General features: G+C 62.1%; 14 protein-coding genes and 2 tRNA genes. 8 read left to right on the plus strand and 8 right to left on the minus strand.

The genetic code is table 11. The annotated features are described in order from the left end of the window. Positions 1-363: 363 nt before the first annotated feature. Positions 364-768: a hypothetical protein gene (locus ACVZUB_RS18185; RefSeq protein ID WP_232329877.1), complete on the minus strand. Its 405-nt coding sequence runs from the start codon at positions 766-768 to the stop codon at positions 364-366. A 934-nt stretch (positions 769-1702) separates the two neighbouring features. Next, a tRNA-Ile gene (locus ACVZUB_RS18190) sits at positions 1703-1776 on the minus strand. A 177-nt stretch (positions 1777-1953) separates the two neighbouring features. Between ACVZUB_RS18190 and ACVZUB_RS18195 the strand changes: the two genes are divergently transcribed. After that, a complete protein-coding gene (locus ACVZUB_RS18195; protein ID WP_003941659.1) occupies positions 1954-2151 on the plus strand; it encodes a hypothetical protein in 198 nt (65 codons plus the stop codon). Between the two features lie 131 nt (positions 2152-2282). Beyond that, positions 2283-2906, plus strand: coding sequence for an HAD-IA family hydrolase (locus tag ACVZUB_RS18200; RefSeq protein WP_223304513.1), 624 nt, complete (start codon positions 2283-2285; stop codon positions 2904-2906). A 72-nt stretch (positions 2907-2978) separates the two neighbouring features. On the opposite strand, the gene ACVZUB_RS18205 is transcribed toward ACVZUB_RS18200, so the two are convergent. Continuing rightward, a tRNA-Asn gene (locus ACVZUB_RS18205) sits at positions 2979-3051 on the minus strand. A 136-nt stretch (positions 3052-3187) separates the two neighbouring features. Here ACVZUB_RS18205 and ACVZUB_RS18210 point away from each other — a divergent pair. Then, positions 3188-3439, plus strand: a complete 252-nt coding sequence (locus ACVZUB_RS18210; RefSeq protein WP_003941570.1) for a hypothetical protein — start codon at positions 3188-3190, stop codon at positions 3437-3439. A 1-nt stretch (position 3440) separates the two neighbouring features. Here the strand turns inward: ACVZUB_RS18210 and dnaG are convergent, their stop codons facing one another. Then, a complete protein-coding gene (gene dnaG, locus ACVZUB_RS18215; protein ID WP_030536590.1) occupies positions 3441-5360 on the minus strand; it encodes a DNA primase in 1920 nt (639 codons plus the stop codon). 72 nt (positions 5361-5432) lie between these two features. Here dnaG and ACVZUB_RS18220 point away from each other — a divergent pair, with 72 nt between their 5' ends. After that, positions 5433-6983 carry a serine/threonine-protein kinase gene (locus ACVZUB_RS18220; protein ID WP_311093647.1) on the plus strand — a complete coding sequence of 517 codons (1551 nt, stop codon included), beginning with the start codon at positions 5433-5435 and terminating at the stop codon, positions 6981-6983. A 13-nt stretch (positions 6984-6996) separates the two neighbouring features. On the opposite strand, the gene ACVZUB_RS18225 is transcribed toward ACVZUB_RS18220, so the two are convergent. Both ACVZUB_RS18225 and ACVZUB_RS18230 read right to left on the minus strand, forming a co-directional pair. Then, complete coding sequence (locus ACVZUB_RS18225) at positions 6997-8295, minus strand: deoxyguanosinetriphosphate triphosphohydrolase (RefSeq protein ID WP_482627624.1); 1299 nt, start codon at positions 8293-8295, stop codon at positions 6997-6999. 5 nt (positions 8296-8300) lie between these two features. After that, positions 8301-8990, minus strand: a complete 690-nt coding sequence (locus ACVZUB_RS18230) for a YdcF family protein (RefSeq protein ID WP_007731109.1) — start codon at positions 8988-8990, stop codon at positions 8301-8303. A 69-nt stretch (positions 8991-9059) separates the two neighbouring features. Between ACVZUB_RS18230 and ACVZUB_RS18235 the strand changes: the two genes are divergently transcribed. Further along, the gene (locus tag ACVZUB_RS18235; protein WP_007731108.1) at positions 9060-11126 is read left to right on the plus strand and encodes a TPM domain-containing protein; all 2067 of its coding nucleotides are present in this window, start codon (positions 9060-9062) and stop codon (positions 11124-11126) included. Between the two features lie 99 nt (positions 11127-11225). Continuing rightward, positions 11226-11963, plus strand: coding sequence for a polyprenol monophosphomannose synthase (locus tag ACVZUB_RS18240; RefSeq protein WP_003944487.1), 738 nt, complete (start codon positions 11226-11228; stop codon positions 11961-11963). Here the strand turns inward: ACVZUB_RS18240 and ACVZUB_RS18245 are convergent. Further along, positions 11938-12744: a helix-turn-helix domain-containing protein gene (locus ACVZUB_RS18245; RefSeq protein ID WP_047270801.1), complete on the minus strand. Its 807-nt coding sequence runs from the start codon at positions 12742-12744 to the stop codon at positions 11938-11940. The genes ACVZUB_RS18240 and ACVZUB_RS18245 overlap by 26 nt on opposite strands. A 138-nt stretch (positions 12745-12882) precedes the next feature. Between ACVZUB_RS18245 and ACVZUB_RS18250 the strand changes: the two genes are divergently transcribed. Continuing rightward, a complete protein-coding gene (locus ACVZUB_RS18250) occupies positions 12883-13248 on the plus strand; it encodes a nuclear transport factor 2 family protein (protein WP_007731104.1) in 366 nt (121 codons plus the stop codon). 48 nt (positions 13249-13296) lie between these two features. Continuing rightward, positions 13297-13788, plus strand: coding sequence for a MepB family protein (locus ACVZUB_RS18255; protein WP_007731102.1), 492 nt, complete (start codon positions 13297-13299; stop codon positions 13786-13788). Here ACVZUB_RS18255 and ACVZUB_RS18260 read toward each other — a convergent pair. Continuing rightward, on the minus strand, positions 13763-14344 hold the full coding sequence (locus ACVZUB_RS18260) for a dihydrofolate reductase family protein (protein WP_007731101.1): 582 nt from the start codon (positions 14342-14344) through the stop codon (positions 13763-13765). The two genes, ACVZUB_RS18255 and ACVZUB_RS18260, sit on opposite strands and share 26 nt — an antisense overlap. Between the last annotated feature and the right edge of the window lie 35 nt (positions 14345-14379).

The following is a 14379-nucleotide window of genomic DNA, read 5'->3' on the forward strand; positions in this document are numbered from 1 at the left end:
TTCGGTGCCGGTATCCGGCATCTGACTCCGTCGACAAGATTTGCCGGTCGATACTCGGATCGGCCGAAGAACTGGACATACTCCGACTGATTCCACGTCGCCGATCGATCAAGTCCGCGATGACATGAGCGGGCCGCACGACGACTGGAGAGGATTCGACGCTGAGGCGCGTGAGCGCACCAAGAAGCCTTCGAAGCAGCGGAATCGGGATCGTGCGACTGAGCAACGCCGGAGGCCTGATTCGCCGGTCGCACAACAGAATTACAAACGACGACGTAACTACGTCATTCCGATCGTGACAAAATACTCGTTCGTCGGCGACGGACCGATCACTTCGATTTCCTCGACGGGTCTCGTCGCCCCTCAAGTGAAGGGCGTCGAGTCGACATGTACCCCTTCCGAACGCAGTAAATGCTCGGCCGCACAAATCAACAGGGAAAGGGATTCGTACGAGAGTCCCTCGATCGCATGCATCAGCCTGTCAGGCGCCGGAATCGACCGGTCGACCGGCGAACCCTCGGATCTCCGCACAGAAAGCACGGTCGAGAGTTCTCGTTGATTCACCACCTGACCTGCGCTGTTCGCTCGCTCGAACATGGCATTCAGCCGCTGGACCAGTTCCTCACCTTCAGCTGATCGAATAGTGTTGCCAAACAGCCTGTTTCCATGATCGGCTTCGACACCAGGCCCGATCGAGTTCTTGATTGTCACAGTATGTTCTCCGTTACGTTGGTCTGTCAGGTTGATCAGGGGTGCGACCCGGCGCAATTCACAGAGCCTTTATCCGTGCCGCCCAACGGCGTCGCGTCCATCGACAGCAGACGAATCTCCCCCGGCGCCCATCGGCTTCCGGTAGCGAGACCTTGAAGTTGCTGTTCACTTGCAGTTCGTCGTTACACTTTAACAATATTTGTAACGCATCGACAAGTGTTTTGTTCCGATTGCCCGGTTTTGCACCCGATCGAGGCAACTACTGAGCTCTCACGGGCTGCGGATTCTGCAATTCACGAAGCTCGGCAAAATGGATCCGACGCAGACAAGGACGGCGAGACAGCCCTCGTTGGCTCTCATTTCCAGTGATCGAGCACGAAGTCCTCAATGGTGATGACCCAAGTCCGACAGCGCTTTTCAGACAGGGAAAGGGCCCCGCAGTTGCGGGGCCCACTATCGTTGCCGTTCCTTGCGTAGAGTCGTTTCCGACAGTCGGCTGCCGGTCAGCGCGTCAACATTTGGGTGCAGCCGAGCCGCGGGGGGGGGACGGCTCGACTGCCTTGTACCTACACCGGTAGGCACGTCTAAAGCGTGACACTTCTGTACGTCGAGCACATACGCTGAAATACCCGGATAGGTACCTACTTTTCCTTCACGTCCGGCACGTCGCTCGCTCGGTTGCGCCCAATTGCACTGCGCTCCCGATACTTGTCGAGGATTGGGTATCCGGATCCGAGACTTTCACCTCGTCCGAGATCGACGATCGCGGTACGACATTTACTTGTGTAGCCACGAAGGATCAACTCAGCCGTACCCGCATGCGCGTTGCGTGCGATTCAATACCAACTACGTGTGGGCAACTGCACCAACTACCTGTGGGCAACTGCCCTGTTGATTGCACTCTGCGCACTTGTCGCCGTTGCGATCGTCGGCAGCATGACTTTCGACAAACGTCATTGGGTCTGACCTGCGGGCTCACGGCAACTGAACGTGGGGCGGGCGGGGCTCGAACCCGCGACCAATGGATTATGAGTCCACGGCTCTAACCGACTGAGCTACCGCCCCATCCGGATGCGATGCATCGCGGCGAATCCGAATGTTACCGGCACATCCGACGCGGATCACAATCGGGCAGGCGGTGACGCGTTGCACTCTTTCGAGTCGAGTCTTCCAAGGTTGGTCGGCACAGGCGCGATGAGCCGATACCGTGGGAGTGCACACCCCACGGAACAGGATCACCACATGAAGCTTGCACTGACCGAATTCAAGAACTCGAAGGCCACGATCCGGATCATCATGTCCGACGGCGCGAAACTGAACGGCACCGTCACCGATTTCACCGAAGACACTCTCGTTCTCAATTCTCCGAATGGTGTCTACTACATCAACCCCAGCCACATCATCCGGCTGTTCGAGCCGTCGGATCGCGCAGCGAAGTAGGCGCACCGGTCAAACAGTTCGACGGTTCCACCGAAAGCCCGACGCAGACACTTGCGTCGGGCTTTGGTGTATCTGTCGCCAATATCTTCGCGTCGCGTTCACGGGTGCTGATGCCGCCTATCCTCTCCGACATGGCGAACGACAGCGGACCACCTGAACTCGTGTTGTTCGACTTGGGCGGTGTGCTGTGTCGATTCGAGCCTGACCGTCGCGCCGCAGAACTGGCTGCGGCCATCGGCGTCACGGAAGACGAGATTCATGCCCTCGTGTTCGCGTCCGGGTTCGACCAGGAATGCGATCTCGGCATTCACTCCGAAACCGCGATCCTGGAACGCTTTCGACGACTCGGGTTTCCTGGTGACCGCGACGAGCTACGCCGAGCCTGGGCCAAGGCCTTCATCCCGGACCGCGCGGTCATCGATCTCGCAATCGCGCTTCGAAGCGAGGGGGTCGTGGTCGCCACACTCTCCGACAACGGACCTGTTCTCTTGGCCGCCATCGAGAGTGTCGTAACTCCATCGGCAATCGACGAGCATGTTTTCTCCTGCATGCTCGGAGCTACCAAACCCGAACCTGCGGCCTTCCTGGCTGCGCTGGAGTTGCTCGATGCGCGTCCACAGCAGACCTTCTTCGTCGACGACAACCCGGTGAACGTCCTCAGCGCTCGACGGCTGGGAATTCGCGGCGAACAAGCAAACAAGGCGGCAGACGTCGAATCGGCACTTCGATCGGTGGGTCTGCTGCGAGCGCACTAGGTCAGACAAAAACAAGGTCAGACCACAACAAGAAAGCCCCCCACCCGATTTCTCAGGTGAGGGGCTTTGCTGCTCCCCCGGCTGGACTCGAACCAGCAACCGTCCGATTAACAGTCGGAAGCTCTGCCAATTGAGCTACAGGGGATTGTCTTGCTCGCTTCGCCCGTTCCGGCGTTGCCTGAGAAACTGTAGCGAATCCTTCACCGAAGTACCAAATCGCCTGCCCAGCGAGTCATCAGGCAGGATGGAGTCAGGACGATCGGTGCTGGAGGGAAGCAGGAATGATGCGTTTGTTGATCGGTGTTGCAGCTGGGTACGTCCTGGGAACCAAAGCGGGCCGCGCACGATACGAGCAGATCAGCCGGGCCGCGAAGGCGGTGGCCACCAGTCCGGCCACCAAGAAGGTGTTGGACGCGTCACGGCAGAAGCTGGCCGACTCACTGAGTACTCAGCCCAAGCTCGAGCCGATGAAGCCGATCAACGAGGAGACTACGATTCTGGTCCCCCACGACCAGTTGAAGAAAAACCGCTAGGTCAGACGCTTTGGTCGCCGACAGCCTGCTCACGCAGCTGTCGGCGATACTGCTCCAGCGCCACGAGGTCGCCGAACAGTGAGTTGTACTCCTCGGGGGCTGCAGCAGGTGAAACGCGCTGAAGCTTGGATTTGAGGTCGGCAACCTGCTCGCCCACCCACGCTTCCTGCAGTCGTGCGAGCACTCCGTTGATGTAGCGCGGAACCGTGTCTTCGTCACACGGCATCGGTTCGACGGCCAGCTCAGATACAACCGAGGCCACCGTCATGTCTTCGACGCCCTTGGTGACGACTTCGATCCACTCGGCGCCGCCGAGTCCCTTGCTCGTTCCACCGGCGTCAGCCATTGCCTGTCTGATGACAACGTAGGCGGGGTGGGTGAACGTCTCGGGCGGCAACGAGTCGAAGACACTGCCGGCGATGCCAGGGTGCTGCAATGCGGCCTTGAGGACAGCTCGCTGCGTCGAGAGCGCGGGATCGTTGGGCCGGGGCCTGGAGATTCCGATCGGCAGCGCAAGCGCATCGGCAGCAGGTTGGTCGACAACCTGACGACGCTTGGGCGCCGGTGACGATCCGCGCGTCGACGCCCGTTTGCGAGCTTCGTCACGCACGCGTCGTCGAACCGACGGAAGATCGTCCCAACCGACCCATCCGCACAACAGATTCGCGTAGCTGTCGCGCAGAGTTGATTCCTTGATCTGCGCAACGACGGGCACGGTACGACGCAGTGCCTCGACACGACCTTCAGCGGTCTCCAGATCGTGTTCGGTGAGGATGGACTTCACCACGAACTCGAACATCGGAGTGCGCCGTGCCACGAGGTCGCGAACGGCGGCGTCACCAGACTTCAGACGCAGATCGCACGGGTCCATTCCGTCGGGCGCGACGGCGACGAACGTCTGCCCGGCCATCTTTTGATCACCCTCGAACGCCTTCATCGCAGCGGCCTGCCCCGCGGCATCACCGTCGAAGGTGTAGATGATTTCACCGCGAAAGTAGCTGTCGTCCATCAGGAGTCGACGGAGCATCGCAAGGTGCTCCTCACCGAAGGCGGTCCCGCACGAAGCGACGGCGGTCTTGACGCCGGCCAAATGCATCGCCATGACGTCGGTGTAACCCTCGACGACTACCGCCTGGTGTCCCTTGGCGATGTCGCGCTTGGCGAGGTCCAAGCCGAACAGGACCTGAGACTTCTTGTAGAGAATCGTTTCCGGCGTGTTGACGTACTTACCCGGCATGGTGTCGTCGTCGAAGAGCTTGCGGGCACCGAAGCCGATGACGTCACCGGCGACGCTGCGGATCGGCCACAGAAGTCGGCGATGGAACCGGTCGATCGGACCTCGCCGGCCTTCTTTGGACAGCCCGGCTGCTTCTAGTTCTTTGAACTCGAAACCTTTGGACATCAAGTGTTTTGTGAGAGTGTCCCAACCTTCTGGCGCGTATCCACACCCGAACTGCAGGGCCGCTGCACCGTCGAAGTTTCTCTCGGTGAGGTAGTCGCGAGCCGCCTGGGCATCGGGTTCGCGCAGACGAGCGGCGTAGAACTCCTGAGCCGCCGCGTTTGCTGCGATCAAGCGTGCACGGGTGCCGCGATCGCGCTGAACGGACGGTCCGCCGCCCTCGTACGAAATCGTGTAGCTGAGTCGATCCGCCAACTGCTCGACGGCCTCTACGAAGCTGATGTGATCCATCTTCTGCAGGAACGAGTACACGTCACCACCCTCACCGCAGCCGAAGCAGTGGTAGAGGCCGTGGTTGGGTCGCACGTGGAACGACGGCGACTTCTCGTCGTGAAAGGGACACAGACCTTTGATCGAATCGCCACCGGCACGCTTGAGTGAAACGTATTCACCGACGATGTCCTCGATGCGAGTGCGTTCGCGAATGGCCGCGATGTCTCTGTCAGAAATTCGGCCCGCCACGTACATCAGTCTAGGCGGTCCCCCGGCACCTCCTGACAACGATATGTTGATGGCCGACTCTGCACCGCAGCGATGGGACCGACGATGACTGAAAACGCCTCGAGCGCGCACGAAGGGCGATCAGGAACCCGATTCGGCGTGTACGAGTTGCGTAGCCTCCTCGGCCGAGGCGGAATGGGTGAAGTGTACGAGGCGTACGACACCTCGAAGGATCGCCTGGTCGCACTCAAGTTGCTCCATCGAGAGCTTGCGGCCGACCCGTCATTCCAAGCTCGTTTCCGCCGAGAATCTCGCGCCACCGCCGCCCTGAACGAACCGCACGTGATCCCGGTGCATGACTGGGGCGAAATCGACGGAGTCCTCTTCATCGACATGCGTTTGGTCGAAGGCCACACATTGCGAGCCGAGTTGACCGAATTCGGCCGACTCACCCCGGCGCGAGCCGTCGACATCGTCTCGCAGATAGCGTCAGCGCTGGACGCAGCGCACGCGCGCGGACTCATCCATCGCGACGTCAAACCAGACAACATCATTATCACGAAGACCGGCTTCGCGTACCTCGTGGACTTCGGAATCGCATATTCACAGACAGACACGAAAATCACCACCGAGGGAAGCGCGGTCGGTTCGTATGCGTACATGGCGCCGGAGCGATTCGGTATCGAAACACCGACGGCCGCAGCGGATGTCTACTCCCTGGCTTGTGTTCTCTACCAGTCCCTCACCGGAACAACGCCTTTCAACACCACAAGCATCGGCCATCTCGTCAATTCGCACCTGAACGCTCCGCCGCCGCGCCCCACCCTGACGGTTCCGTCGCTCCCGCAACGTTTCGACACTGTCGTGGCCCGCGGTATGGCAAAGGATCCCGCACACCGCTATCCGACCACCGGAGCGCTCGCACTCGAAGCGCGGCAAGCACTCTCGGCCGACAACGCCACCAGTGCGGCCGGCGGACTGCAATCCACAATCGTCGGGCCGCCCGCCTACACCACAGTGAATCCCGCTTACGGGAACTACACGCACATCGCGACAAAGACCAAGCGAAACCGAGCCCCGATCGCGATCGGAGCGGCTGGAGTTGCACTCGTTCTGGCCGCAGGAGGCGCGGCGGCTTGGGCGATACAGGGAAGCTCGGGGCCCGAATCACCAACCGCTGTAACAGCTTCCACCGCCACGACGGAACCGGCACCCATCCAGGAGCCGGTCAGAACGCCAAACCTGGAGCCGCTACCCACCGCCGGACTGCAGGCAACCACGACCACGCAGGCGTCCACCCCGTCCACGAAGAACGGCGATCTCGGGGTGAGCAAGCCGATCACCGTCCCCTCGTGCAAGGGAACCGGAATCGTGGTGTTGGCCAATGCCACCGATCCGGCCACGTATGCCAGTGAGATTCAGAACTACCTTGACGCGTTCCCGGGCTCGAAATACCTACGCACAGACCAGTCCTGCCCGTCACTGCGTCAAGTCTCGGATTCCGGGACTGCGATCTACACCGTGTATCGCGAATCCGGAAACAGCGAGTCGAAGATCTGCAAGGACGTCCGCGCAGCAGGAGGCGACGCTTACGGCAAGTGGCTCGACACCACTACCGATCCGTCGACGCGAATGACCTGCTGAGAGCGCGGCCGGCTCAGCCCCAACTGGCCTGCGCGCCCAGGCTTGCCTTGTCCACCCGCTCCAGCCGACTTTCCGTGTACGACGCGATCTGATCCACCACCACGCGGACCCGAGCACCGTCGTCCGCGGCGCGCTCCCATGCGGGCAGCAAGATCGGATCGAGCCCGGCGGGCGCCGTGGCCAACAACCATTCCGCGACGCGATGAACACGATCACGTTGCCGATCCTGACGCGCCTTGTGCCCGGCGTCGGACATCACGTAGTAGAGCGCCACGGTCTTGAGCAACGCGACCTCGGATGCGACGGCCTCGGGTATGTCGAGGTCGGCTTGATAGCGCGAGAGGGGTCGGTTGCCGTTTGTGAGCCGGGTGCTGGCGATCGCCGCGGTGGCGAAGCGACCCACCAATTCACTCGTGAGATTCTTCAACGCGACGGAACTTCCGAGTGTTCCGTCGAAACTTCCGACCCCGCGTACGACGGGGAGTTCGGACAACCGTTGAGCGGCGTCGATCAGATCGTCGACTACCAACCCCCGAAACTCGGAGGCCCCCAGTTCTGCCAGTGCGCGCTGCTCGGACGGATCAGCAAGCGAGCGAAGGTCGATACGGCCTGCGATCACCCCGTCCTCCACGTCGTGCACGGAGTACGCGATGTCGTCGGCCCAGTCCATGACCTGAGCTTCCAGGCATTGCCGACGCTCGGGCGCTCCCTCGCGAACCCAGGCGAGCACCTCTGCGTCGTCGTCGTATGCCCCGAACTTCGCGCCGGGCTCAGGGCGGGTCCAGGGATACTTGATGGCTGCGTCGAGTGACGCCCTGGTGAGATTGAGGCCTGCGCTCAGACCGTCGGGGCGCAGGATCTTGGGTTCGAGGCTGGTCAAGATCCGCAGATTCTGCGCATTGCCCTCGAAACCTCCGCAGTCCTTGGCGACTTCGTCGAGGGCCTTCTCGCCGTTGTGACCGTACGGTGGGTGCCCGATGTCGTGCGCGAGACCGGCGAGGTCCACCAGGTCCGGATCGCAACCGAGTCCGTCGGCGATCCCTCGCCCGATCTGTGCGACCTCCATCGAGTGCGTCAACCGCGTGCGAGGTGTGTCACCGTCGCGCGGGCCGACAACCTGGGTCTTGTCGGCCAAGCGCCGCAAAGCCGCGGAGTGTTGGACACGCGCCCGATCTCGCGAGAAGTCCGAACGATGCTGCGCCGCTGCGATCTGCGAACCCGGCAACCCCGCTCGCTTCGGCGCCTCGACGACACGACGTTCGAGGTCGTGTTCGGAGTAGGTGCCGCCTCCGTAGGTGGTGTGAGCTGTCATGGTCTCTATTGCCCTGCCGTGTAGGGGAAGTCTGCCGAGAAGTGCGTGAGCTGATACCAGAGCAGCGCGCCGGTTTCGCGAGCGATTCCGTGCAACTGGGATTCGCGGGTGAAGACAGCCGGGCCCTGACGAGTAGGTGCGGTCCACGCCTGGAGTCCTGTGTCGCGGGCCATCGTCCGCGTTCGCAAGGAGTGCCACGGGTCACTGACCAGGACAGCGGAATTGATTCCCTGCGAGGACATCTCGGCGCTCACCGCGTCGATACTGAGCAGTGTGTCCGAACCGGTCTCCACCGCGGTGATCGCACTCGAAGGAATTCCGCGATCGGTCAGATACATCTTTCCCGACGCCGCTTCGGTGTACTCGTCACCTTCTTGTTTGCCGCCGACAGTGATGATCTGCGGCGCCACTCCGCGCTTGTACAGCTTGTACGCCTGCTCGAGTCGGGCCTCGAAGACGGACGACGGAGTGCCGGAATACTGAGCCGCGCCCAGAACGACTATCGCGTCGGCCGGCCGCGTGTCGTCGATGCGCGCCACCTGCCACACCCGGAACGCAGTACCCCCGACCAGAACCACGGCCATCAACACGGCACCGGCGATCAGTCGGCGCGTCCAGCGAGCCAATCCTGCCCCGAAGCCGCCCGCCCGTGAGGGTGATGGGTCGTGGGGGCGGTTACCGAAAGCAGGTTTCACTCCCGCAATTCTGCCAGTTCGCGGCGATCACCTCCGATGCCGACGCGCCACAACGGATAGATTTGCGTCATGGCCCTCGCACCACACTTCTCGCAGTTGTCCTCGGTAGAGCAGAGTCGGACAATCACCCGACCCGTTCGCCGTCGGGGAAGCGCCGCCGCCGTCGCTGCGATTTTCGCTCTGCTGGCGCTCGTCTTCAGTCCTGCGCTCGCCTCGGCGGACGCCCCGATGGTGTTGCCGAATCACATCACCGACACCTCCGGGGTTCTCGACGCCGGGCAACGCAGCGACATACAAGCCGCGATCGATCAACTCGGCGAGGACCACCAGATCGATCTGTGGGTCGCGTTCGTCCCCGATTTCAACAACCTGGGTGGCCAGGCGTGGGCGCAGCAGACAGCCACGAAGTCGACGCTGAGTACCAAGTCCGTCCTGCTTGCAGTTGCCACGGCGGAGCGTGCTTACTACCTCGATGTGCCCGCTGAGCTGAGCAACATCACGGATTCCGACATCGAATCGATCAATACCGACGCGGTGGAACCGGCTCTCGCCGAGGATGATTGGACCGGCGCGGCGATTGCCGCGGCCGGCGCACTCGGCGACGCGAACAACACGAGTGGCGGAATGGGAGTCGGAACACTCCTCATCGCGGGCGGCGCTGTGGTGGTCGGGACGGGCGGCGTGGTCCTGTACTCACGCAAGCGCAAGAACGACAAGAACAAGGCAAGCGTCGAAGCCGCGAAGAACATCTCCCCCGACGACATCGCCAGCCTCAATGCACTCCCGCTGCCAACGCTCGACGAACGCGCGAAGGAGATCCTCGTCGAGACGGACAACGCGATCGCCGGCAGCCAGGAGGAACTCGATCTGGCCCGCAGCGAGTTCGGAGATTCCGCCGTCGCACCCTTCTCGGCAGCATTCGACAAGGCCAAGGCCACCCTCGCCGAAGCCTTCGCGATCAGGCAGCGACTCGACGACGCCATCCCGGAAACTCCCGATCAACGCCGCCAGATGCTGATCGACATCATTTCCTCGTGCGGTCGAGCCGACCAAGAACTCGAAGCTCGCGTCGAGGAGTTCGACGGGCTTCGCGACCTTCTCATCAACGCCCCCGCCCGTCTCGATGCGTTGACGCAGAGTGTTGTTTCTCTCAGCGTGCGCTTGCCCGAATCCGAGGCGATTCTGACCAAATTGAAGGATCAATTCCCCGCGCCGACGCTGGCATCGGTCGTGAACAACGTCACGATGGCGAGTGAGCGCCTGACGCTCGCCGAGAAGTCGATCGAGGAAGGACGAGACGCGACGGCACTGCCGGCCGGTAAGCAAGGCGCTGCCGTCACTGCGATTCGCACGGCCGAAGCCGCCCTCGATCAGGCACGCAAGCTACTCGACGGCGTCGATCACGCCGCCGACGACATCCGAAACGCCATCGCGACACTTCCGTCCGCGATGGACGACGTCCAGCAGGGCATCACCGCTGCGGACGCTTACCTGGCGCAAGGCGGGCAGAAGTTGGCGGACGCGAAGGCCGCAGCCCAGGCAGCGTTGGCGAATGCTCAGACGTCGAAGGACAGCGATCCGCTGACAGCCTTCAACCAGATCGTCGCAGCCGACGCCCAACTCGACGCGCTTCTTGCCGACGCTCAGGAGCAGAAGCAGCAGCTCGAACGTGCACAGCAGCGCCTCGCCCAGGACATTCTGGCCGCACAGGCTCAGGTGACCGCTGCAGGCGACTTCCTCGGAACCAGGCGCGGCGCGATCGGAGCGGAGGCGCGCACTCGCTACGCCGAGGCTCAGCGGCACCTGCAGGCGGCCCAGCAATTGCAGGCCTCGGATCCGTCGAAGGCGCTGCAACACGCCCAGGCCGCGACCACCTTGGCGACGCACTCACTTCGCGCCGCGCAGAACGAGGTCAACACCTGGGAAGCAAACCAACGACCCCGTGGCGGCGGTGGCGATGCGACAGGAGCGATCCTCGGCGGCATCCTGATCAACAGCATTCTGCGAGGTGGCGGAGGGCCCCGTTCGTACGGCGGACCGAGCAGCAGCGGACGCTCCGGTCGCGGTGGCGGCGGCGGTGGTTTCGGCGGCGGGGGCGGCGGCCGAACCAGTCGAGGCGGCGGCGGCCGGTTCTGACGGATCCCGTCGAGGTAGTAAAATCCCTACTTTGTTCACGACCGCACTCGTCGTACGCTTCATCCGGCAAGTCGGGATCACAGATCATACGAAGGTGTTATGGAAAGCGTCGCCCCGCAGATAACCGTCGTTGTACCCACATACAACGAGCGTGAGAACCTGCCAAAGCTCGTCGATCGCCTCGCCGCGTTGAAGATCCCGAACCTGCACGTCCTCGTGGTGGATGACAACTCCCCCGACGGAACGGGCGAGGTTGCGGACAAGTTGGGTATCGATGGTCCCATCCCGGTCGGAGTGCTTCACCGCACGGTCAAGGACGGTCTCGGCCGTGCTTACGTCGCGGGCATGAGCCGGGCTCTGGCGGAGAACGCAGACATCGTCATTCAGATGGACGCAGATCTCTCGCACCCGTCCGAAGCGATCCCCGCCATGATCGAGATCCTCACCACTACCGATGCGGCAGTCGTTCTCGGCTCCCGCTACGTCGAAGGCGGCGCAGTCGCCGGCGACTGGCCGTGGCACCGCAAGGCCTTGTCCGCCTGGGCGAACTTCTACGTCAACGCCATTCTGCGACTGCACGTCAAGGATGCGACCGCCGGCTTCAAGGCGTGGCATGCAAAGACCTTGCGCGACATCGACGTCGAATCGGTGCAGAGCAACGGCTACGCGTTCCAGGTCGAGATGAACTACCGAGTTGTTCAGCGCGGCATGAAGATCGCCGAAACGCCCATCCGCTTCGAGGAGCGCACCGAAGGCGTCTCCAAGATGAGTCTCTCGGTTCAGTTGGAGTCTGCTCTGGTGCCGTGGAAGCTCAAGTTCGGCAAGAAGTCCCTGTGACCTCGGCGGCCGATCGAAAGTAGTCGGCCGTCTGCGTGTCCGACGGGTAGAACGATTCGATCGCAATCTCTGCGAGCGTGACGTCGCGCGGCGTACCGAACACGGTGGTGGTGCTGAACATCGCCAGTTCGGTATCGCCGACGCGTACACGCAACGGAACCAGCAGGGAATTCGCGCGGTCGTCGTGCCAGTCTCCGCCGCTCGGATAGGCGCGCAGCTCGTCGAGCAACGACGACAGCTGCACATCCGCACTGACCTCCACTTCCCGAGCCAGCCTTGTGAGCAGGTGGGCCCGCCACTGCGCGAGGTTCACGATCCGCGGCGCCATGCCCTCGGGATGCAAGCTCAGACGCAATACGTTCACCGGTGGTTCCAGGAGGAAATCAGCGGCGCCCGCGGTCAAAATTCCCACGGCCTGGTTCCCGGCGACCATCTCCCACTGCTGATCGACCACCACGGCCGGATACGGGTCATGCGCGTCGATGATGCGATCGATGGCCTCACTCACCGCTGACATCGGCGCTTCTGCCAACGACTTCTGCGAGTACTCCGGCGCGTGGCCACTTGCCAGCAGAAGCGTGTTCTGTTGTCGTAGAGGAACATCCAGACATTCGGACAGGTGAAGAATCATGTCCCGGCTCGGCTTGGAGCGGCCGGTTTCGATGAAGCTCAGATGCCTGGTCGACACTCCTGCCGCCGCCGAGAGTCCCAACTGAGTGAGCCTTCGCCGCTCCCGCCACCGCTTGAGTTCGGAGCCCACGTCCATCGTCTCGAAGGTCATTCTTTCAAGTTAGCGACCCGAGGTAGCCGAGGCCATGACCTCAGAGGTAATCGACCCGACGCAGTTTCGGAGGAACAGTGGTCTCAGCCGGCGAGGCCGCCGGACATTCACCACCGGAAACTGATCAAGGGAGCGACCATGAGCGACTTCGACGCAATCGCCGACGCCTACATCGACATGTGGAACGAAACCGATACCACCGCCCGTAAAGCACGGGTCGAGCAATTGTTCGCACCCGGCGGTCGCTACACCGATCCGCTCGCGGACGTCACCGGACACGTTCAGATCGACGCGATGATCAACGCTGTGCAGCAACAATTTCCGGGCATGCACTTCACCCTCGTCGGACCTGTGGACGCGCATCACCGACAGGCCCGATTCGGTTGGGCTCTCGGCCCGTCGGGGGCCGAGTCACTGATCGACGGATTCGACGTACTCGAACGCGACGACGACGGCCGGGTGACGCTTGTCCTCGGGTTTCTCGACAAGGTGCCTTCGGCCTGAATCGGGACTACCACCGACAGCGTTCGTCACGAAGGTTGTCGGTGGTTCGTGGCATCATCGGTGCCGATGAACGCCGACGGATTTACCTGGTCCACACCGATTCCCGAGTCCGAGGGTGCTGAGTACGACGCTCACACGTTGACCGTCAACGGCCTTGCCTCCGTCTATCGAACCGCCAAGACGACGCCGACCAAGCTCGGTCAGTTCGTCACGCTGTGGCGCCGTTCCGAGGCCGGGCCCATCCGCCCATTCGACACCAGCGACGGCGTCGCGCTGTTTGTGGTGAAGGTATACGACGAAGAGCATTCGGGGCACTTCGTCTTTCCCGTCGAAACCCTCGTCGAACACGAGATCGTCTCGACGAACTTCTCCGGCGGTAAGCGCGCTGTCCGGGTCTATGCGCCCTGGGTTACGCCGACCAGCGCGCAAGCAGTCAGAACTCAGCGCTGGCAGATTCGGCATTTCGGCGAGTTCCCTGATGTACTCAGCTCGACTGTGTTCAGCTCAACTGCGTTCAGCTCAACTGATACGTCGCGATGATGACGCCTGTTGTCGTAGGGACGCTGTCGGTGAGGGTGAACTGAGCGAGCGCAGCTCCGTCGGGGAATAATCTGCGCCCAGTTCCGAGAACCAGCGGATGTATCAGCAGAGTGTAGGTGTCGACGAGACGCCGATCGGCCAAGGACGTGATCAAGTCGCCACTGCCCAGAATCACCAGATCCGGGCCCTCACTTTCCTTGAGCGTGGCGACCGCGTCGGCGGCATCACCTTTCAACAAGGTCGAGTTCTTCCACGGGAGCTGTACGCCCAAAGTTCTTGAAACTACGTATTTCTGCGTGTTGTCGAGCACCTCGGTGAACGGATTGTCGGTCTGAAACGGCCAGTACGAGGCGAAGTTTTCGTACGTTCTGCGGCCCAACAGCAACTCCGATTTCTTCGCCATCCCCTCCCCCATCTTCTGCGCCATGACGGAATCGTTGAAGGGTGCTGCCCACCCACCGTGCTCGAATCCGCCACGACGGTCCTCGTCCGGCCCACCAGGTGCCTGCATGACACCGTCGAGAGTCACGCTGTTGGTCACGCTGAGTTTTCTCATAACTTCGATCCTGCGCCTGAAGGACCATCGGGGAA

It is taken from the genome of Rhodococcus sp. OS5 (assembly GCF_056837585.1).